Source organism: Streptomyces natalensis ATCC 27448, assembly GCF_000935125.1.
GTDB classification, from domain to species: Bacteria; Actinomycetota; Actinomycetes; order Streptomycetales; family Streptomycetaceae; genus Streptomyces; species Streptomyces natalensis.
Genome location: NZ_JRKI01000026.1, coordinates 294,807 through 311,306, shown reverse-complemented (window position 1 = coordinate 311,306; position 16,500 = coordinate 294,807). Strand labels below are relative to the sequence as shown.

Here is a 16,500-nt window from a genome sequence, read left to right as displayed (position 1 = left end):
GGTGGCGCACACGAGGCGGAACGCACCATTCCGACGCGCAGGCCGGATGAGGACGGACCAAGCCGGTGAAGGAGGCCGCCGTAGGGGAGCGCTCACGTCTCACTCAGCTCCCCGTCCAGATACGCCTGCACGGGCTCGAACAGCCCGTAGGGCACGTACTCGGGGATCTCGCCGTGTGCGACCCACGCGACCTCGGCGAGCTCCTCCTCGTCGGCTACGTGCGCCTCACCGGATACGGGGGAGCAAGCGACATAGTGCATCAGTCGGCCGGTCTTCGGGTGCATACGACTGCCCAGCGTCTTGACCGCCTCGACGGTCAGCCCGGCCTCCTCCTCGGTCTCACGGACGGCTGCGTGCTCCGCGGTCTCGCCGGCCTCGAGCTTGCCCGCCGGGAACTGCCAGCGCAGATCGCCTTCTTCGACCGCTCGGCGTACCAGCAGCACGCGGCAGCCCCGAACGATTACGGCGGCGGCGATGGGCTGATCAGGCATCGTCACCCTCACCATCCTGGATCAGCATCGGGTCCGCGACCGGCTGTCCCGTTCCGAGGTATGTGGCTTCGCCGCCGTCGTACTTGCCGCCGTGCCGGGTGACGATTTCCTCGACCTCCCTGTGCCGCTCCGGCAGACGGTCACGGACGACGTCCCGCCCGGCCAGCAGCAGCCACTCGCCTCCCTCGGCCGCCTTGCGGACACGTGTCACGAAGTCGGGCAGGGCCTGGGCGCAGCGGCGGGCGCCGGCCTCGTCGGAGAAGTACGCCCAGTGGGTGTACGGGATCATGTCGTCCATCGGTGATCGTTCCTTTCGTGAGTGTGCGGATAGGGCCGTGTGGTGTCATCGCGGCTGCGGGAAGCGGCGTAGCCACTCCGGGATGCCTGGCTCCTGGTAGTGCATCAGCGCGTATTTGAAGCTCAACAGGTCCACAGCGCGTACTGAGTTCGCGGTGCGCAGGATCTCTGGCGATTCCCGCTCCAGCTGCGCGAGGGCCGACTGCCGCTGTTCCCGGTAGATCCGTGGCCGCTTCTTCTCGAACTGGAGGAGCAGTCGGCGCAGCTGGTCATCGTCGAGGTCGTTGGCGGCCTCGTACAGCCGGTTGAGCTGCTCGCGCCGTCGATCTTGCGGGCCGGCTTGCTGGCCCGCGCGAGCGCCAGCGAGCGCGGAGGAGTGTTCTTCGCCAGCATCTTCTTCATCAGTCCTTCCTCCGTCAGTACTTACTGAAGAGGTACCGCCCGCCGACGTCACGCTGGCCGACGTACCGTCTGCCGACGTACCGCGAGCGGTACCTCGGTCCTGTGGGATGTCGTAGACCTCAAGGACCGTGATGAATCGCCCCTTCGATGCCTGCTCCCTTCGACGGACGATGTAGCCGGCCGCCTCCAGTTCGGTGAATGCGGCCCGCAACCCACGCCGCCCCTCGCCGACGACATCCCCGCGGTGCCGGCGCGCCCGCTCTGACAAGGCGTCCGCGTTCGTCTCCCAGCCCGAAGGGCGGCTCAGTAGCTCAGCGAGCACGCCGCGGGCGCAGTACGTCAGCCGATCGTCGCGCAGCAGGGCGTTCGGCAAGATGGTGAAGTTGTCGACGGGCTTCGAACGGCGGATCTTCAGCATCCGCCCGCCCCCATCAGCGGGCCCACGGCAGGACTCGTTTCGTGCATGGACGCTCCAGGATTCGCGAGTGCTGCACCCGCGGGAGAACTGAGAACGGCCGGACAGCTGAGGCTGCCCGGCCGTGAGGAACTCGGGGCGATCAGCCCATCTGCGCGCGCAACACCCGCAACGTGTCCACGAACGCCTGCGCCTGGACCAGGAGCACGTCCACCTCCGCAGCCGTCATCTCGACGTCGGTCTGCCCCTGCACGTACATCGTGGTGGCGCCGACCTCCGAGCCGGCGTCGTAGCGGTACAGCTCCGCCCGCATGAACGACTCACCGGCGCCGAACGCCGCCGGATTGTCCAGCCGGGCCTGCACGCCCCAGTGCGACGTCACCGACGGGCCAAACTCGTGCGCTACGGGGGCGTGACGGTCCCGACACCACGACGGGCACGCGGTCGGGTGTGAGACCAGGCACTCGGCTGGGTTGGTCTGGGACGGAATCTCGGGAGCGAGTACAGTCATGGCAGAGTTCTCCTCATTTGCGTGTGGATCTCTACTGGTCAGCGGGTTGCAGCCCGCTGGTCGAACTGGCCGGGCGGGTGATGACCGCCCGGCCTTTCTGCTGCTCAGGCACCGAGGGCCGCGATGGCTTCCCGGAGATCGACGGCAGCAGAAGACTGGTGGTAGCGGGGCGCGGCGAGGATCGAGCCGACCCGGTGCGCCCGCTTGTTGATCCAACTGATCTGATCCTCGACCGGCAGCGCCAGCACCGGGGCCATGGACTCCGCGGCCGCTTCCACCTCGCCGAGCTGCACCTGGGCGGTGGCCAGGTAGATATGGCACAGTCGCTCGTCGTCCAGGGACCGCTGCTCGGGCGGCATCTGCTGCCACGATGCGATTGCCGCCTCGGCTTCGGTTGCCGCGGTTCGCGCGTCGTCGCCGCCGTTCAGCCAGATCAGGGAGCTGGCGGCGTAGTAGCGCTGCTTCGTCTCGGAAAACTCGAAGAGACCGGTCAGGCTGTCGGGTCGCTGCACGCGTTCCCGCGCCTGCTCGGCAAGGCGCAGCGTCCGGTTCGCCGCCCGGGAGTCGCCGAGGTTCGCCAGGCACTGGACCTCGCCGCACAGCAGGCGCGCCTCGCCGGTGCCGGGCACGTCACCGGCGTACTGGAGCCCGTCTCGCACGTAGTCGAGGGCGATGCCGTAGTCGCCGGCGAAGCGGGAGATCAGCGACTGGGTGCCGCGCACCCACATCAGCAGCTCAGTGTCGCCGGCGTACTGGGCGCAACGTCCGGCCGCCCGCGCGTGCTCTAACGCCGCTGCCGAGTCGCCGAGGTCGAGGGCGGCGTAGGCGAGGATGCCGGAGAGTCGTCCTGCGGAGACGTACAGATCGGCTCGCTCGTGCGGCCCGTGCCTGTAGTCCCGCAGGCGCGCCAGGGCATCACGGCGAAGCGAGTCAGCGCGCAGCAGCATCGGGCCCGGCGCGGTTCCGAGGTAGTCGACCGCGGTCTCCTCCACTCCCGCCTGCAATTCATCGAGCTCCAGGTCGGCCAGCGCCATCAGATCTCGCGAGGTGGCGAGGGAAGCAGCGAGAGTCTTTCGGGTGGCGGCTTGCCGTTGCCGTTCCCGGTCCTCCCGGTCGAACTCGGCGACCAGCCGGCCACATGCTGCGAGGGCTACGTCGGCCGCTGCGGCGAGATCGCTGCTCGGGGCGCGGCGCCCGGTCTCGACGTTATGGATGTGGGCCCTAGTCATGTGGACGCGGCAAGCGAGTTCAGCGAGAGACATTCCGGCGTCTTGCCGGTAGTGGCGGAGCTCCGATCCGAAGGTCATGCCGCAATCCTGTCGCCGTATTCGAATGGTGCGGAGGGGGTTGGTGTTTTCAGATCCGCCTGTTGCCGATTGACAACAGGCTGGATCTGGATCGTGACCCAGCGTGGTGGTGCGCTGGGGGCATGAAGAATTACTGCTCCGGCTCGGAGCTCTTCGGTGGCGCATCGTCCGATTTGGCGACCGGCCCTCTTCCGCGAGGCGTGGTGCGCTCCCGGAAGAACCTCTCGATCGGCTCCCAGGGCATTGCCCAGGCCGAGCCAATTTTCATCCAGCGGTCCTGCGGGACAGGCCAGTCGGGGTCGTGGTCGGCGATGTATCGGACGCCTTGCCGAGTGATGGGGCGGCTAACCAGGTCCTGTTCGTTCACGCGCTTCGCGATCTGCGTGAAGGTGACGAATTCGGGCATCCCCCCCTTCTCGTCATCTGGGGTCATGGCTACAACTTTCCACTCGGTGGGCAGTACTTGTCAACACGCAAGTTCTCCTCTAGTGTCGAAGACGAACGAAGCCCCGGCAGGTGGTTGCACACCAGGCCGGGGCTGGAAGCGGCCCTCCCCAGTGGTTGCACACCGGGAAGGGCCTCAATCCCGGCTAGGTGGTTGCACACCTTGCCGAGGCGCCCAGTTCCACCTGCATCACCAGGAGGACCAGACATGACCGATAGTACTTGCGTCCCGCGTAGTACTGCTAGCGCCCCGACCGCCACTTCCGTACCGGCCGGCTGCTACCCCAGCACCACCCCCGCCATGACTGCGGCGGACATCGCCGCCCACAAGTTCGGCTCGCACGTCCGGGTCTCGCCGGAGGTTCAGCGTGCGGTCACGCGCTTCGAGGTCGCTGCGCTGCGGGTCGTGGAGTTGGCCGGCCTGGATGCCCGCGGTATGTCCGCCGCCCAGTTCGACTCCCTGGCTCTCGCGCAGGACACGATGGTCGAAGCCCGGCTTGTGCTGGAGCGGGCTGGCCTGCTGCACCTGATCGACGCCTCCGCTCTGGCGGTGGCGTGATGGCTACCTGTCCTGCCCCGTTCCCGGGCGACTCGGATCCGTCTGTGGCTCCGGAGCTTGCGCATGCGGAGCAGATTCGCGGGGACGGGCTTACGGCCCGGATCGTCGCGATCTCTGCCGATCCCCGTCATCCGTCGCACGGTCAGCTGGACATGTACAGGTGGGCGGCTCGTGAGGCGTATGAGTCGGCTGCTCGGTATGCGGTTCAGCCGGTTCGGGGGCGGTGACGGTGTCGTCTGAGCCTGAGCCTCAGCACGACCGGGCTGATCCTCCGCCCGCTCTGCCGCCGCTTCCGAAGCGGACTCCCGGCGGGTCGCTGTAACCCTCTGACCGCCGCGCCTGCGGGCTGACTACCCCCGGCGTCCCGGGCGCGGCTCTCCAACCTCACCTCATCCCACCCGCGACATGCGGGGTACCACGGGTAACGCCCTGCCGGACACCGACGACGCGTACTGCGCGACCAAGGGCCCCTGCTCGATCATCCGCGAACTCCGCGCGGGCGTCCGTCCGCCCGTCTACCGCGCCTGAAAGACCCACTCCCCACGCAGATCACCCCGACCCGAACCGGAAGGACTCGTCCGATGCTCGCCAAGTACCAGGCCCGCCAGCGTCACCAGAAGCTCATGCGTGTCGCCCACCACCTCCTCGGCGAGGTGGCCGACCGGCGTCGCCCGGAGTCCCTCCGCTACCACCCCGTCACTGCTGACGTCACCGCACAGGACGTTAGCGCCTACGCCTTCGGTCGCTACCAGCTGAACCTCGATCTCGACGAGGCGCAGCGGTACCTCGATGCCGCCCGCGTCTCCCGCGGTGAGACCGCCGCCCCGGCCACCGCCTGACCCGTACCTCTTCACCACCCACACCTTCCGAGAGGACCACCGTCATGCCCGAGAACACCCGTATCGCCTACCTGAACGAGTACCGCGACGCCGTTGCCAAGGGCGACCTGGACCGTCAGCTGGGCATTCAGCTGGCCGCCCTCGACCTGGATCAGGCGGATCCCGACGGTCCTCGGCTGATGGACGAGATCCGCGGCTTCCGTCAGCCGGCCGCCGCGTGATGTCCGCCGCCGCTGTCCTCGCCGCTGCCCGCCAGGCGGACGCCTACCTCGGTCCGATCGAGCGGGGTGAGGCGCCGAAGCCCGGCGCTCGACTCGCCGCCCAGGCTGCGATCCGCACCGCGGTCCGGGCCGGCGCCACCCCCGCCCAGATCAACGCCCACCGCACCACCAGCCGCTGAAGGAGGCATCACATGCGCAGCCGATTCGACACCGCCGAGGGCAACCGCGAGGCCGCCGCGAACGCCGACCGATACGCCGCCGAAGCCCGCAAGGCCGGCAACACCGCCGACGTGGAGATGCACGAGGGGTTCGCCCGTGAAGCCCGCCGCGTCGCCGACGACATCGACCGCAAGAGCAGCTAACCCCCAGCCCCTGCCCGGTCTCCCGGACGTATGCCGCAAGTGCAGGCAGGGGCACGCACCGACACCGACACCACACCGACGAAGGGAACCCCATGGCCATCCGCAAGAGCTACGTCCCCAGCGAGATCTACGGCGTTCCGCGGCCGCGCTACCAGGTCGAGGGAGACACCCCCTGGGTCCACTTCACAACCGAGGACGAGGCCAAAGCCCGCGAGGCCAAGCTCGCCGGCCGCTCGGAGTCCAAGAAGGACTGACCGGATGCCTGTCCCGCTCGGGCTACCACCGAGCGGGACGGGGAGCCGGCCAGCCGGACCAGACGTGAACCCCACCCATCCACGCATCGAGTTGAGGAGACAGACATGACTGTTTGGGAGCCCGGCGACTACAAGAAGTTCGGCCGGCAGGTAGTGCCCGGCAAGACCTACTACACGATCCACACCACGGTGAATCCGTGGGGCGAAGAGCCGGTCTGGGATTCGCACGTCTTCGATAAGCGTTCGCCGATCACCGGCTCGTGGATGTCCGGCGCGAACTCGGCTCAGGGCGTGTGCCTGCGCTACGGCCCGATGTACGACACCAAGCCCACCCACGTCAGGGCCATGTTCGAGCAGGACGACGAGGTACTCGTCACACCGGCGGATGTCCTTGCCATACGAGAAGCCAGCCGGAAGAAGCGTCTCGCCCGCCGCTAACGGCTGCCTGTGGCCCCGGAGCAACGCCAGAACCGCAGCTGGCGCCGGGACCGCGGGGAGCCGGACCAGCCGGCCGCCTACCGAGAGGACACCAAATGCGCTTCCGCAAGGGAGACCGCGTCACCGTCACCAACCCCAGCCGCGAAAACCGCACAGCGAAGGGCAAGACCGGCGTTGTCGTCGACGACGGCTCGAAGTCCGGCGGCCTGATGACTGTGAAGGGCATCGACGGTCGAGTCGCCGAGGCGGTCAGGGGCCACCGCGGGTTCTACGCCGAAGAGCTCAGCCCCGCCCGCTAACCCGCTCGTCGGTAGCCCGATCCGCCGGTCTCGTACCGGCGGTGAGGAGATCCGACGCAGCACCCACCCTCACCCCTGTCAAAGGACACCGTCATGCGTCACGGACTTTTGATCGGCCTGACCCGAGCCCGGGTCGCCTTACTGATCGCGGGGCTGGCCTGGTTCATGGGCCTGTCCGTACCGCCCGGAATCCGCATCGTGATCGCCGTCCTTGTCCTGGCCGGCATCGCAGGGGACGGCGCGGTCGAGGAGCAGCGCATCCGCAAGCCCGCCTCCGCCGCCGCCCACGACGACTACCGAACCGCCGCCTAACCGCCCCGCCCCACCAGTAAGGAAGGAGAAGCCCGATGACGACCGTCATCGAAGACAAGGCCACCGCTGCTGACACGCGGTTCGACCCGATTGCCCTGGCCGAGGCGGAGGCGATCCGTAGCCGTGCCGAGTCCGAGGCGGAAGCCCGCCGGATCGAAGCCGAGGGCAAGGCAGACGCCGAGAAGATCACGGCGAAGGAGGAAGCCGAGAAGCTGCGCATCGCCAACGAGCGCGCCGCGATGCGGCTGGGCAAGGAGAAGGCCGACTACAAGGCGTACCTCGCGAAGAAGGCCGCCGACACGGCGAAGTCCAACGCCGAAGAGGCGAAGGCGAAGAAGGCCGAAGAGGAGGAGGCCGAGCGCGAGGCGCAGCAGCTGGCCGAGCAAGAGCGCTCCGAGCGGTACTGGAAGTGGGGCGCCCGCGGCATCTACGCCGTCTGCCTCATCATCGCCGCCCCGGTGCAGTTCCTCGATTTCTGGGACGAGCGCCGCCCCTTTCTGGTCGCCGCGCCCGCCATGCTGGAGGGCATCGCCCTGGTCCTGGCGTGCGGGGCTGCGTGGGCAGTGGCCCACCGGCGGGACGTCGCCCCATACCGGGTCGGCATCATGCTTGGCGCCGCAATCGCGGCCACGATCAACATGCGCGGCGGCATGACGAACGAAGCGATCGGCTTTAACGCCGGCCTGGTCGGCGCCATCGCGTCCCTTGTTGGCCCGATCGTGCTGATGGCCTACGAGCACGGCATCGCACAGAAAGCCGACGGCATTCCGTCCTGGCGGGAGAAGCGTGCAGCCGAGCGCCAGGCGAAGAAGGAGACAGAGGAGCGCGAGAAGGTCAAGGCAGAAAAGGCCGCCGCTGAAATGCGAGCCGCCGAACAGAAGGCCGAGCAGCAGAAGCGCGCTGACGAAGAGCAAGCGCGTAAGGACAAGGACCGCCAGGAGCAACACCCCGACGTGTGGGAGGTCGCCGAGGCGCTGCGCTCCGCGCGGGGTTCGGCCACGGTCACCGAACAGATTTGGGCGGACGCCTGGTACCGCGTCACCGGCTCCAAGGTGGTCGGCGTGCGGCCCGAATTGGAGGCCCAGAGCAGGGCCGCGCAGGCCCGTATGAAGACCATCTCGGAGATGCCGGTACTGGGCGACTCGTCGCAGGTGGGATCCCAAAAGGCGCCCGGCGCGAAGAAGGCCCCGGGGACCCCCGACGGTCGGCGTCACAACGGGGGCGTGCCGCCCCTCAGGCGGGCCGGTGACACGCAACCGTACTGCGATGCCGCAAAGAAGCAGGCGGCCCGCGAACAGGCCGACACGCAGTCAGCTAACAAGACCATCTGAGGAGCCCACTAATGGCTATTCACACCCCCTCCGCGGACTCCCAGACCGACCTCGACGTCCCGGAATTCATGCGCACCGAACCGGCTATCCGCCGGCCGAATCTGAGCCTCGTCAAGGACCAGCCGCAGCCTGTAGAAGGAGCGGTCGTCGAGCATCAGGGTGAGCCCGTCCGGCCTACCTGGATTCAGTCCAACCGTGCGATGCGGCACGCGGTCGAAAACCGTCTGTACGTCGGCTGGTCCGTCCGCGGCTACCAGCAACTCGGTCGTCGCTGGATGGAAGCTCGGCGCGACGATTACCCGCAGATGATCGAGACCGCGCGTCAGGCTCTCCGCGCTTCCAAGGGGAACCTGGATCGCGAGACCGAGATGCGGGAACTCGTGACTGAGCGGCGTGCCGCCTACAAGCGCCATAAGCGGATCATGCTCGCGAAGACCAGCGGTTGGACCGCCGCCGCTGCGACCGGCGCCACCGTTGGCGCCGTCACGGGCGGCCCCGTCGTCGACCTCCTCATGGGGCTCGGCGCGATGGCTCTCGGTGTCTGGCACGGCCGACCCGAACCGGTGGATGATGTCGAGGAGCCGAACCAGCAGGAGATCGAAGCTGTGCCTCAGGACGGGGCGGTCCCCGTGTCGGCTGCCGTCGAGCGAGCCTTCGACGCCCCGCCGCCGCCGGCGCTGACCGTGGAGGAGCTGGACACGGCGCTGCGCGAGATCGGCATCGTCAAGGGACGCGAGCAGATCACGGTCCTCGCCGCGCCGGAGCGCGGTACGGACGGCAACACCACCGCTGTGTTCGACCTGCCCGCCCGCGTCACCGTCGCCATGCTGCAGAAGCAACTGGACGCGCTCGCCGGGGCGCTCGGCCGCGACAGCTCGATGGTCGACATCGCCAAGGCTGGCACCGAACGCCGCGTCTCCCTGTGGATGACCGACGCCAACCCTTTCGCCGCGCCCCGCCCGTCCCCCCTTCTGGCCATGCGAGGCGGCATCGACGCCTGGACGCACGGTGTGCCCGTCGCCTGGAACAAGCGCGGCGCCATCGTCTCTCTCGTCATCAATAACAGCTCGTTCGTCATCGCGGGCATGACCCGCTCGGGCAAGGGCGTCGGTGCTTCCAACCTGATCGTGGGCGCCGCCTTTGACCCTCGGGTCAACCTGCGGATCGTGGCTGGGAAGAACAACGGCGAGTGGGACGCATACGCCAAGACCGGGGTCGCCTCTACGTACTTCAAGCCCAGCCCCGAGCGGCTCCTCGCCCTGCTGAAGGGGCTGCTGGCGGACAAGGACCGGCGTGAGGCGGAGTTGGGCAGGCTCGGCAAGTCCAAGCTTGTGGCGTCTGCTATCGAGCAGATCGGCGGGCTGGAGCTGCTGGTCATCGATGAGCTGGCCACGTACACGCGGCCGGGCAAGCCGTTGCGTGAAGAGATCCTGGAAGCTCTGATCGGGCTGTCTGCTGTTGCTGCGGGAGCGGGCATCCTCATGGTGCTGATCACGCAGTACCCCGAGGTCGATGTGATCCCGCAGGCTCTCGCGATGAACTGCGGTACCAAGTGGGCGATGCGTGTGGACAACGCGGACCAGTCCAACGCCATCCTCGGCAAGGGGTCATCCGGTGCGGGCCGTGACGCCTCCAAGTTTGATCCGCCGCGGCCAGGTCTGGGCTGGCTGGTGAACCCGTTCGCCGGGGTCACCGACAAGGCCCGTAGCTTCGACCTGGATGAGGACGAGCGGGGCGAGATCACCATGCTGCTGGAGCGGGCCGCGAAGATCCGCGAGCAGGCGGGGCGTCTCGCCGGGCAGTGGGATGACGCGATCGAGAGGCACCTCTTCAACACGACCGGCCTGTCGTCGGCGGCCGGCGGGCCGAAGCGGGACGGTGTGCCGGGGCGGGAGGTCATGCATCTGTCGGCTGCGCAGGTGCGGCAGGTGGAGGCGCTGCGTGGCGCGCTCGCCGCGATGAACGACCTGGGCCGTGATGTCGCACAGCTGGAGGAGATGGCCGAGATCATCGGCGGGGGCATGACCGCTGACCGTCTGGGGGAGCTGCTGCGGGCAGCCGGGGCCGGCGGCACCGTGAAGATCACCGTGCCGCACAAGACCGGACGCGTCAACGGCTACCAGCGGGCCGAGATCGCTGACGCGCTGGACTTCTTCAACGGGGCCTGACCACCCCGGACAGTGATCTGTTTGCCCCGGTATATCCCCCGGTCAGAGGGCGGACAGGGGGCGGACGGCACCCGGACGTGACCCGGGTCGCGTCCACCCCCTGTCCGGGCCCCGTCCGGGGTGCATAGCGGGAGATATTGGGCACCGTTCGCCCCGCATAAGCCGCATTTCACCTACCAAGTAAGGAGCTCTACCTCGCCATGCCCACGTCCACGTTGACCGCCGCCGCCCTCGATCAGGCCGCCGCGCGCATCGCCCCGACCCTGAGCGAGCCCGAGCGGGCAGCGTGGGCGAGCATCGCCGCCAGCTACTCCCGCAGCCTCGTGGCCAAGACCACCGCCGAGCTCGTCGACGAGGCCCTCCGCGCGCTGCCCGAGCACGGCACCCGGCCCGCCGTCGACGTCCGGCTGCCCGGCCGCATCTCCCGCGCCCTGCCCGACTGGGCACACCGCACCCGGGCCGACCTCTCCCACAAGCCCAGCACGCAACTGGCCGTCGCCGCCGAGGTGCTGCGCCGCTGGGGCTGGCAGAACCGGCCCCACAAACTCCGCGACGGGCGAGGCCGCCGCTGCATCTGCGGCGCCATCTGCTCCGCCGTAGCCCTCGGCGTCGGCTCCGTCGACTCCGCCCACCAGGCCGCCGGCTACGTCCTCACCGAGCTGCGGGGGCGGCACTGGAACGCCCTCATCGGCGACTGGAACCAGAACGTCTGCCGCACTCCCGACCAAGCCGTCGAACTCCTCACCGCCGCTCACCACCGCGCCCTCAACGCAGGGCGCTAACCGAAAGGGAAACGCATGCTCCGCCGAAACCGTGCCCATAAGCCCACCGCGACTCTGCCCGACCCTGCCCGTCTCGCCCGCGCTTTCCAGATCCTCGCCTACCCGACCAGCTACTGGCGCAAGCGCAGCCTCGCCTGCCTCGGTCGGCCGCGCCCCGGCGACGTACCCGACGACTATGAGCCGCCCGCCGGCTATCAGATCCCCGCCCAGTACCTGACGCCGAAGCGGTCAGCCGCCTAACCCACAGAAGGAGACCGAATGTCCCGCTACTCCCGGGCCCGCCTGAACCAGGAGGCTGACCGCTTCGAAGCCGAAGCGAAGCGCTACGACGAAGCCGCCCGCGACGGCGAACAGGCCGCCAAGAACCCGCAGCTCGGCGACGCCGAACGGCAGGTGGCCTCCCGCGCCGTCCCCCTTCACCGCCGCAATGCCCGCGACTTCCGGGTGATCGCCGCTGCCCTCCACGCCGGCGAAATCCCCGACGGCGTCCAGCTCGACTGACTCCAACCCACCCGTCAAACCCCTCCGACCATCAAGGAGAAGCCCGTGACCATCGCTCCCGAGACTCCCGAGGAATTCATCAATCAGCTCGGGACGGCAGCGCTCAACTTCGGCACCTACGCCCGGATTAACGGGGCGGAGGATCTGGAGACCGCCGCGACGTACCTGTCCGGCGCCATCGGCTCCACCGGCGCCAAGCGTCGAACCCTCCTGAACCAGGCCGTCAAGTACCTCGCAAACACCAGCGACATGGTCGACGAATACCGGCTCATGGTCTGACCGTCTCTCGGCGGGGCCCAGCGACCAGTACCGGGCCCCGCATCACCTCCACATCGAAAGGAACCCTGAATGGGCTGGAACATCTTCCACGGAACCGACCGGAACAACGAAATCTGCCGCTCGTACACCACCATCTCCAACCTCGCCCAAGCAGTCGCGGACGTATTGCCCGCCCGCGACTGGCGGACTCTGGCGCCAGTGCTCAACCACCGCTACGGCGACGCGTACTTCTCCGTTCCCGCCGCAGATGCTGGCCGTATCGCGAGCCTCCTGCACAAGGCCGCCAGTCACCGCCGAATGCCACCCGATTTCGGCGACCTCGCCCGCGAACTCGCCAACGCCGCACAAGCCGCTGCCAACGCCCGACAGCCCTGGGAATGGCGCTGACAAGCAAGCTGGCGATGTCCCCGTCAACAACCAGCGAACTGTGAAAGGAACACCGATGAGCCTCAAGGAATCCGCCGCCGACAGCGCAGCCAAGGCCCTCGACAAGGTCTTCAAGCAACTGGACAACGGTGGGACAAAGTACGCGGAAGTGCGCGCCGCCAACACCGCGATGGAAGTCGCCGCCAGCCTTGGTGTCACCGCTGCCGACTACGAACGGCTCCTGATCGCGACTGTTTGGTCCTGAAAGTCGCCGACCGTCTGTCAAACTGAACTTGACCCCGCCGCGTCCCCCGTCGCGGCGGGGCCCTTCTATGTCCGGGCTACTCGGGGATGTGGCCGCAGAGCTCGCGAGGACAGACCCAGCCGAGAGCGCCGATCGGATCAGCCTCGGATTCGAATTCCGGTGGGGCGGGCGTCCAGGATGGCTGGTAGCGATGCCCGCACTCGGGGCAACGGCGGAACGGGATTCGGCGGTACTCGGATTGCGTGCATTCCCGGGGTAGTTGCTTCGTCATGCTGTGACCGTGGCACGAAAACTGTCGCCTGTCCGACGTGCATTCCCCCGGCCCAGGTTCAGGACGACGTCTCGCCCTCCGCGGGGCGCTTCGATTCGACAGCGCGGGCCAGCCAACGGCCGCGGCCGAGAACCACAGACGGCCCGCCCAACGGAGCCAGGTCAAGGAGTTGGCAGAGGCGGGTGATTCTCTCGTGCGCCGTGTCTCGCGAATCCGCGAGGACCGTGTACACCGTCTCCATAGCAGCATCATGCCCCGGACACAGCACAGTTGGGGGTGAATTCGGGCAGAACCCCTCCAACGGCCGTAGCCCCGTGGGAGCAGCACAGCCCCTCAGTCCCACGCGCCGTCTTCTCGGTCGCACGACGGCTCACATGTCCCCGCGCTCCTGCGCTGCAAGGACGTCTTCGACGTATGCCAGCAGGGCCTGCTTCACTGTCGCCGCATCCCCCCGGGGCAGGAGGCGGTTGGGCAGGTCGATTTCAGCGGCCGGTCGGATGTTGAACTCGATCTCTGCCGTCTCAGGGACGATGTACTGGCGCAGCCAGAGGGCGAACTCGGCTGCCTCTTCGGCCGTGCAGTCCTGCAGAGCTGTCCCGTCAGGGTCGGCCTGTGCGAAGCCTTCGAGGTCCTCTCCGAAGCCGAAGGTCAGCGCATCGCCAGTGATCTCACTGCTGTCCCGGTTCAGAAAAACGTCGGGATCTTGGCTCCGCAGGGTGTCGGCAAACGTGTCGAGTGACAGGCCCCAACTGCGCGGGTTGGCGTTAGGGGCGCCGAACATGAACAGCGTCCGGTAGTCGTGCGCGGCTGTGTCTGGCACAAGAGCTCCTTATCAGGGTGCGTAGCGGGCGTAGCCTTTAACGCCTTGGGCGGCCATCATGGCGTCCCAGTACGGCACGGTCGACTGGTCGTTGGTGACGATTTCCAGGCCGCGGATCTGTCCCTTGTTCGGCCCGTACTCCATAGCTGACTTGTACTTCTTCAGCTCACCCGTGTCGTCGCTGAACAATACCCTCTTCTGGAAAGCGTCTGCTTTTTCCAATTTGTCGAGGCTACGGAAGGTTTTGGAACATCCGGGATCCCGGACGTGCTTGGCGTCCACCGCCATGCCATCAGAAGCACGCACGCCATCAGCGATCTGCGTGCCATTCTTCGAGAGCTTCGGATCGATCGGCAGTTCCTTCTCCGGATAGCCACAAATGCGGTGCTGGTAGGCGTTGTCCGGATCAGTGATGTCCCGTCCGTTGGAGAACCCCCCGTCGCGCAGCCCACCGGCCCAGTGCGTGAAGGCGGCACGCTCCTGGGCGCTGAGCGGCGGGAAGCGCGGGTCCGGCGGATTGGGTGGAGGGATGGGCTGCCCGCGCGGTACGGATGGGTCTGGCGGGAAATACGCCGCGGGCACGAGGATCGGGGCAGGGACGCGGATGAAGGGCGGGACGCCCGGCATTGGTCCGTCGATGTCCGGTTTCGGGCCGGGCACTGGAACACGGGCCTGGGAGGCGTCCAGGTTGTGTGCGAGGCTCGCCAGCTGGGTTATCCGACCATCGCTCACAACGGCGTTCATCAATCCACCGTCATAACCGTTACCGCCCAGCGCCGGCTTCTCCCAGGGCATTTGCCAGTTCGACTCCCCAAAAAGGTCGGATGCATCATCCAGTGCCGCCTTGTGTGCGGTCTCGATGTGGTCGGCATACTGATCGCAGGCGTTGGTGATCTGCTGGCAGGCGGCGGGCAGGTTGGCCATCAGCGTGCACGAGCTGTCAGTCTGCGACGGAGCGGTCTCCCACCCGACGAACTTGGTGAAGAACCTGTCGATCGCCTCGGCGGTTTTGCCTTCGTGGTTGCGCTTGGCTTGGAGCCAGCAATCCTGCGCCTCGGTGTGCACCCGTTCGGTGATGGTTCGGGCTTTACGCCAAGTGGCGGCAACACTGCGCAGCTTCTCGGGATCGCCCCGGAACCGGTCGCCAAACAGCCACTTGGTAGCCGTGCTGGACTCGCCGACCACTTCCTCCAGTTCCTCGCCCCGCCCCCGCGGTGCCGAAGTGCAGTTGCCGGATCGACCCGTCGGAGGGCCGGCTGCTCCGCTCTTCCCCATCGCCTCCAGCATCGCCTTGGTCGCAGCGCTCTCGGCCGCCATGTAGTTGTTGGCCGTCTGCAGCACTGCGTCACTGCCACGCCCCATGGCATGGGCGGCTTCCCCAAGCTGGTTTACCGTCGTCTTGGCTGCGCTCTTGTACACGTTGGCGAAAACCTCGCCCGCATCGTCGTCGCCCACCATGCCCGCTTGCTCGCTCAGCTCCCGCACCAGCGCGAGAACCGTCTCCACGAGCTCGTCGTTCAGCGTGTGCATCCCCCACGACGATTCGATCAGATCCACCGCATGCACGCGATAGAACACCGCGTCACCGCCCCCTCCCAGGTCACGCGTCCACCCTGTCACGTGTACATGCCAGTCGGCCAACCCCCCGGCATCAGACACAGGCTTCACGCCGGACAGGGCTCAGAGAGATAGGTACCGGCCAAGGAGCCGTCATACCTCACGGCACCCTCCCAGGCGCCCGGGATTGTCGGGGCAGGCGTGCACACTGTGTATAACGCCGCCCCTCAGTCCCACGCGCCGCCGAGGAGCCTCACCGTGAACAACGCCGCCAGCAACGACAGCTACCAATGGCCGACCTGCACCGCGTGCGGCCGGAACCTGTGGGACACCGAACTCGGCCGGCAGGCATGCCGCCTGTGCCAGAGCCGCGCCGGCGAGTACCTCGAAGCGCTCGCCGGGCCCCGCGGACTGTACGCCTCCCTCGCCCTCGCCCTCAGGCCCGGTGCCAGCAGTGGGGAAGCCCGCGTTTCCGGAGGCGCCCGCACCGCACCGCTCCCGCTCCGCCTCGAACCGCTCAGCCTCTCCGCCCGCGGAGGCGTCGTCACCGTCCTACAGACCTGGCTGACGGACTGGCACGAGCGCCTCGGCTGGAACCATCCGCGGTGGCAAGGCGGCCTGCAGCAGCAGCTTGACCAGGTCGTGAAGGCGCTCCGCAATAATTTGGAATGGGCAGCCACCGAACACCCAGCCTTCGCAGAATTCGCCACCGAGGTCGCAACACTCACCCGATCCTGCCGACGCCAGGTCACCGGAGAGAAGCCCGAGCGGCGCGTCACTGTCGCCTGCCCATGCGGCGGGACAATGCGCATCACGATCTCTACACCCGGCACGCGATGCATCAACTGCAACACTCAATACACCCGGACCGATGCGCTGGAACTGCCCCTTGCTGAGCGGGACATGGCGGCCTGATTGCCGAATTCCCGGCGGCGCTTGCGGGACGGGTAGTTGAATGTCACACTGCTTCAAACGAAGCACCCGTGTGCCCGCAACCTTGAGGAAGCCT

General features: G+C 67.7%; 27 protein-coding genes. 19 read left to right on the top strand and 8 right to left on the bottom strand.

The features are described 5' to 3' along the window. Positions 1–92: 92 nt before the first annotated feature. The 6 genes from SNA_RS17305 to SNA_RS17280 form a co-directional block, all read right to left on the bottom strand. Positions 93–491: an NUDIX hydrolase gene (locus SNA_RS17305; protein WP_420823486.1), complete on the bottom strand. Its 399-nt coding sequence runs from the start codon at positions 489–491 to the stop codon at positions 93–95. Further along, positions 484–789, bottom strand: coding sequence for a ribonuclease E inhibitor RraB (locus SNA_RS17300; protein ID WP_030064848.1), 306 nt, complete (start codon positions 787–789; stop codon positions 484–486). Before SNA_RS17300 ends, SNA_RS17305 begins: the two co-directional genes overlap by 8 nt. A gap of 45 nt (positions 790–834) precedes the next feature. After that, positions 835–1,608, bottom strand: coding sequence for a hypothetical protein (locus SNA_RS38360; RefSeq protein WP_030064846.1), 774 nt, complete (start codon positions 1,606–1,608; stop codon positions 835–837). 139 nt (positions 1,609–1,747) lie between these two features. Continuing rightward, entirely contained in the window at positions 1,748–2,116 is a 369-nt protein-coding gene (locus tag SNA_RS17290; protein ID WP_030064845.1) for a DUF6907 domain-containing protein, read from the bottom strand. 104 nt (positions 2,117–2,220) lie between these two features. Further along, the gene (locus SNA_RS17285) at positions 2,221–3,423 is read right to left on the bottom strand and encodes a helix-turn-helix domain-containing protein (protein WP_030064843.1); all 1,203 of its coding nucleotides are present in this window, start codon (positions 3,421–3,423) and stop codon (positions 2,221–2,223) included. 130 nt (positions 3,424–3,553) lie between these two features. After that, entirely contained in the window at positions 3,554–3,856 is a 303-nt protein-coding gene (locus tag SNA_RS17280; RefSeq protein WP_044365699.1) for a hypothetical protein, read from the bottom strand. A gap of 312 nt (positions 3,857–4,168) precedes the next feature. On the opposite strand from SNA_RS17280, the gene SNA_RS17275 reads away from it, so the two are divergent. The 18 genes from SNA_RS17275 to SNA_RS17210 all read left to right on the top strand — a co-directional run bounded on the left by SNA_RS17275 (position 4,169) and on the right by SNA_RS17210 (position 12,843). Next, complete coding sequence (locus tag SNA_RS17275) at positions 4,169–4,426, top strand: hypothetical protein (protein WP_030064838.1); 258 nt, start codon at positions 4,169–4,171, stop codon at positions 4,424–4,426. A gap of 405 nt (positions 4,427–4,831) precedes the next feature. After that, positions 4,832–4,954 (top strand): hypothetical protein, encoded by a 123-nt coding sequence (locus SNA_RS44720; protein WP_275042008.1) that lies wholly within the window; start codon positions 4,832–4,834, stop codon positions 4,952–4,954. 53 nt (positions 4,955–5,007) lie between these two features. After that, positions 5,008–5,265: a hypothetical protein gene (locus tag SNA_RS17270; RefSeq protein WP_030064836.1), complete on the top strand. Its 258-nt coding sequence runs from the start codon at positions 5,008–5,010 to the stop codon at positions 5,263–5,265. Positions 5,266–5,309: 44 nt separating this feature from the next. Then, positions 5,310–5,486 carry a hypothetical protein gene (locus tag SNA_RS42405; protein WP_157879954.1) on the top strand — a complete coding sequence of 59 codons (177 nt, stop codon included), beginning with the start codon at positions 5,310–5,312 and terminating at the stop codon, positions 5,484–5,486. Beyond that, positions 5,486–5,665 carry a hypothetical protein gene (locus tag SNA_RS17265; RefSeq protein ID WP_044365696.1) on the top strand — a complete coding sequence of 60 codons (180 nt, stop codon included), beginning with the start codon at positions 5,486–5,488 and terminating at the stop codon, positions 5,663–5,665. Before SNA_RS42405 ends, SNA_RS17265 begins: the two co-directional genes overlap by 1 nt. 12 nt (positions 5,666–5,677) lie before the next feature. Next, positions 5,678–5,848: a hypothetical protein gene (locus SNA_RS42400; RefSeq protein ID WP_157879953.1), complete on the top strand. Its 171-nt coding sequence runs from the start codon at positions 5,678–5,680 to the stop codon at positions 5,846–5,848. A gap of 92 nt (positions 5,849–5,940) precedes the next feature. Further along, complete coding sequence (locus tag SNA_RS42395; RefSeq protein ID WP_157879952.1) at positions 5,941–6,102, top strand: hypothetical protein; 162 nt, start codon at positions 5,941–5,943, stop codon at positions 6,100–6,102. Positions 6,103–6,207: 105 nt separating this feature from the next. Continuing rightward, entirely contained in the window at positions 6,208–6,540 is a 333-nt protein-coding gene (locus SNA_RS17260; RefSeq protein WP_030064831.1) for a hypothetical protein, read from the top strand. Between the two features lie 95 nt (positions 6,541–6,635). Continuing rightward, positions 6,636–6,839: a hypothetical protein gene (locus SNA_RS17255; RefSeq protein ID WP_030064829.1), complete on the top strand. Its 204-nt coding sequence runs from the start codon at positions 6,636–6,638 to the stop codon at positions 6,837–6,839. 93 nt (positions 6,840–6,932) lie between these two features. Next, positions 6,933–7,151, top strand: coding sequence for a hypothetical protein (locus SNA_RS17250; protein WP_030064828.1), 219 nt, complete (start codon positions 6,933–6,935; stop codon positions 7,149–7,151). Between the two features lie 35 nt (positions 7,152–7,186). Further along, positions 7,187–8,482 carry a hypothetical protein gene (locus SNA_RS17245; protein WP_037789028.1) on the top strand — a complete coding sequence of 432 codons (1,296 nt, stop codon included), beginning with the start codon at positions 7,187–7,189 and terminating at the stop codon, positions 8,480–8,482. An 11-nt stretch (positions 8,483–8,493) separates the two neighbouring features. Continuing rightward, positions 8,494–10,650, top strand: coding sequence for a hypothetical protein (locus SNA_RS17240; RefSeq protein ID WP_044365693.1), 2,157 nt, complete (start codon positions 8,494–8,496; stop codon positions 10,648–10,650). Positions 10,651–10,850: 200 nt separating this feature from the next. Then, positions 10,851–11,432: a DUF6197 family protein gene (locus SNA_RS17235; protein WP_030064822.1), complete on the top strand. Its 582-nt coding sequence runs from the start codon at positions 10,851–10,853 to the stop codon at positions 11,430–11,432. A 15-nt stretch (positions 11,433–11,447) separates the two neighbouring features. Continuing rightward, positions 11,448–11,672, top strand: coding sequence for a hypothetical protein (locus SNA_RS17230; RefSeq protein WP_030064820.1), 225 nt, complete (start codon positions 11,448–11,450; stop codon positions 11,670–11,672). An 18-nt stretch (positions 11,673–11,690) separates the two neighbouring features. After that, on the top strand, positions 11,691–11,933 hold the full coding sequence (locus SNA_RS17225) for a hypothetical protein (RefSeq protein ID WP_030064819.1): 243 nt from the start codon (positions 11,691–11,693) through the stop codon (positions 11,931–11,933). A gap of 45 nt (positions 11,934–11,978) precedes the next feature. Further along, the gene (locus tag SNA_RS17220) at positions 11,979–12,212 is read left to right on the top strand and encodes a hypothetical protein (RefSeq protein WP_030064818.1); all 234 of its coding nucleotides are present in this window, start codon (positions 11,979–11,981) and stop codon (positions 12,210–12,212) included. 69 nt (positions 12,213–12,281) lie between these two features. Beyond that, positions 12,282–12,599, top strand: a complete 318-nt coding sequence (locus SNA_RS17215) for a DUF7739 domain-containing protein (RefSeq protein ID WP_030064816.1) — start codon at positions 12,282–12,284, stop codon at positions 12,597–12,599. A 55-nt stretch (positions 12,600–12,654) separates the two neighbouring features. Next, positions 12,655–12,843: a hypothetical protein gene (locus SNA_RS17210; RefSeq protein WP_030064814.1), complete on the top strand. Its 189-nt coding sequence runs from the start codon at positions 12,655–12,657 to the stop codon at positions 12,841–12,843. A gap of 641 nt (positions 12,844–13,484) precedes the next feature. On the opposite strand, the gene SNA_RS38355 is transcribed toward SNA_RS17210, so the two are convergent. Continuing rightward, positions 13,485–13,934, bottom strand: a complete 450-nt coding sequence (locus SNA_RS38355; protein WP_051877193.1) for a hypothetical protein — start codon at positions 13,932–13,934, stop codon at positions 13,485–13,487. Positions 13,935–13,946: 12 nt separating this feature from the next. Continuing rightward, positions 13,947–15,512: a restriction endonuclease fold toxin-2 domain-containing protein gene (locus SNA_RS39725; RefSeq protein WP_030064808.1), complete on the bottom strand. Its 1,566-nt coding sequence runs from the start codon at positions 15,510–15,512 to the stop codon at positions 13,947–13,949. A gap of 237 nt (positions 15,513–15,749) precedes the next feature. Here SNA_RS39725 and SNA_RS17190 point away from each other — a divergent pair, with 237 nt between their 5' ends. Next, positions 15,750–16,406 (top strand): hypothetical protein, encoded by a 657-nt coding sequence (locus SNA_RS17190; protein WP_030064807.1) that lies wholly within the window; start codon positions 15,750–15,752, stop codon positions 16,404–16,406. Positions 16,407–16,500: the final 94 nt, after the last annotated feature.

Coding starts and splice junctions, on each gene's coding strand:
- SNA_RS17305 (WP_420823486.1), bottom strand. CDS start 491: ATGCCTGATCAGCCCATCGCCGCCGCCGTAATCGTTCGGGGCTGCCGC.
- SNA_RS17300 (WP_030064848.1), bottom strand. CDS start 789: ATGGACGACATGATCCCGTACACCCACTGGGCGTACTTCTCCGACGAG.
- SNA_RS38360 (WP_030064846.1), bottom strand. CDS start 1,608: ATGCTGAAGATCCGCCGTTCGAAGCCCGTCGACAACTTCACCATCTTG.
- SNA_RS17290 (WP_030064845.1), bottom strand. CDS start 2,116: ATGACTGTACTCGCTCCCGAGATTCCGTCCCAGACCAACCCAGCCGAG.
- SNA_RS17285 (WP_030064843.1), bottom strand. CDS start 3,423: ATGACCTTCGGATCGGAGCTCCGCCACTACCGGCAAGACGCCGGAATG.
- SNA_RS17280 (WP_044365699.1), bottom strand. CDS start 3,856: ATGACCCCAGATGACGAGAAGGGGGGGATGCCCGAATTCGTCACCTTC.
- SNA_RS17275 (WP_030064838.1), top strand. CDS start 4,169: ATGACTGCGGCGGACATCGCCGCCCACAAGTTCGGCTCGCACGTCCGG.
- SNA_RS44720 (WP_275042008.1), top strand. CDS start 4,832: ATGCGGGGTACCACGGGTAACGCCCTGCCGGACACCGACGACGCGTAC.
- SNA_RS17270 (WP_030064836.1), top strand. CDS start 5,008: ATGCTCGCCAAGTACCAGGCCCGCCAGCGTCACCAGAAGCTCATGCGT.
- SNA_RS42405 (WP_157879954.1), top strand. CDS start 5,310: ATGCCCGAGAACACCCGTATCGCCTACCTGAACGAGTACCGCGACGCC.
- SNA_RS17265 (WP_044365696.1), top strand. CDS start 5,486: ATGTCCGCCGCCGCTGTCCTCGCCGCTGCCCGCCAGGCGGACGCCTAC.
- SNA_RS42400 (WP_157879953.1), top strand. CDS start 5,678: ATGCGCAGCCGATTCGACACCGCCGAGGGCAACCGCGAGGCCGCCGCG.
- SNA_RS42395 (WP_157879952.1), top strand. CDS start 5,941: ATGGCCATCCGCAAGAGCTACGTCCCCAGCGAGATCTACGGCGTTCCG.
- SNA_RS17260 (WP_030064831.1), top strand. CDS start 6,208: ATGACTGTTTGGGAGCCCGGCGACTACAAGAAGTTCGGCCGGCAGGTA.
- SNA_RS17255 (WP_030064829.1), top strand. CDS start 6,636: ATGCGCTTCCGCAAGGGAGACCGCGTCACCGTCACCAACCCCAGCCGC.
- SNA_RS17250 (WP_030064828.1), top strand. CDS start 6,933: ATGCGTCACGGACTTTTGATCGGCCTGACCCGAGCCCGGGTCGCCTTA.
- SNA_RS17245 (WP_037789028.1), top strand. CDS start 7,187: ATGACGACCGTCATCGAAGACAAGGCCACCGCTGCTGACACGCGGTTC.
- SNA_RS17240 (WP_044365693.1), top strand. CDS start 8,494: ATGGCTATTCACACCCCCTCCGCGGACTCCCAGACCGACCTCGACGTC.
- SNA_RS17235 (WP_030064822.1), top strand. CDS start 10,851: ATGCCCACGTCCACGTTGACCGCCGCCGCCCTCGATCAGGCCGCCGCG.
- SNA_RS17230 (WP_030064820.1), top strand. CDS start 11,448: ATGCTCCGCCGAAACCGTGCCCATAAGCCCACCGCGACTCTGCCCGAC.
- SNA_RS17225 (WP_030064819.1), top strand. CDS start 11,691: ATGTCCCGCTACTCCCGGGCCCGCCTGAACCAGGAGGCTGACCGCTTC.
- SNA_RS17215 (WP_030064816.1), top strand. CDS start 12,282: ATGGGCTGGAACATCTTCCACGGAACCGACCGGAACAACGAAATCTGC.
- SNA_RS17210 (WP_030064814.1), top strand. CDS start 12,655: ATGAGCCTCAAGGAATCCGCCGCCGACAGCGCAGCCAAGGCCCTCGAC.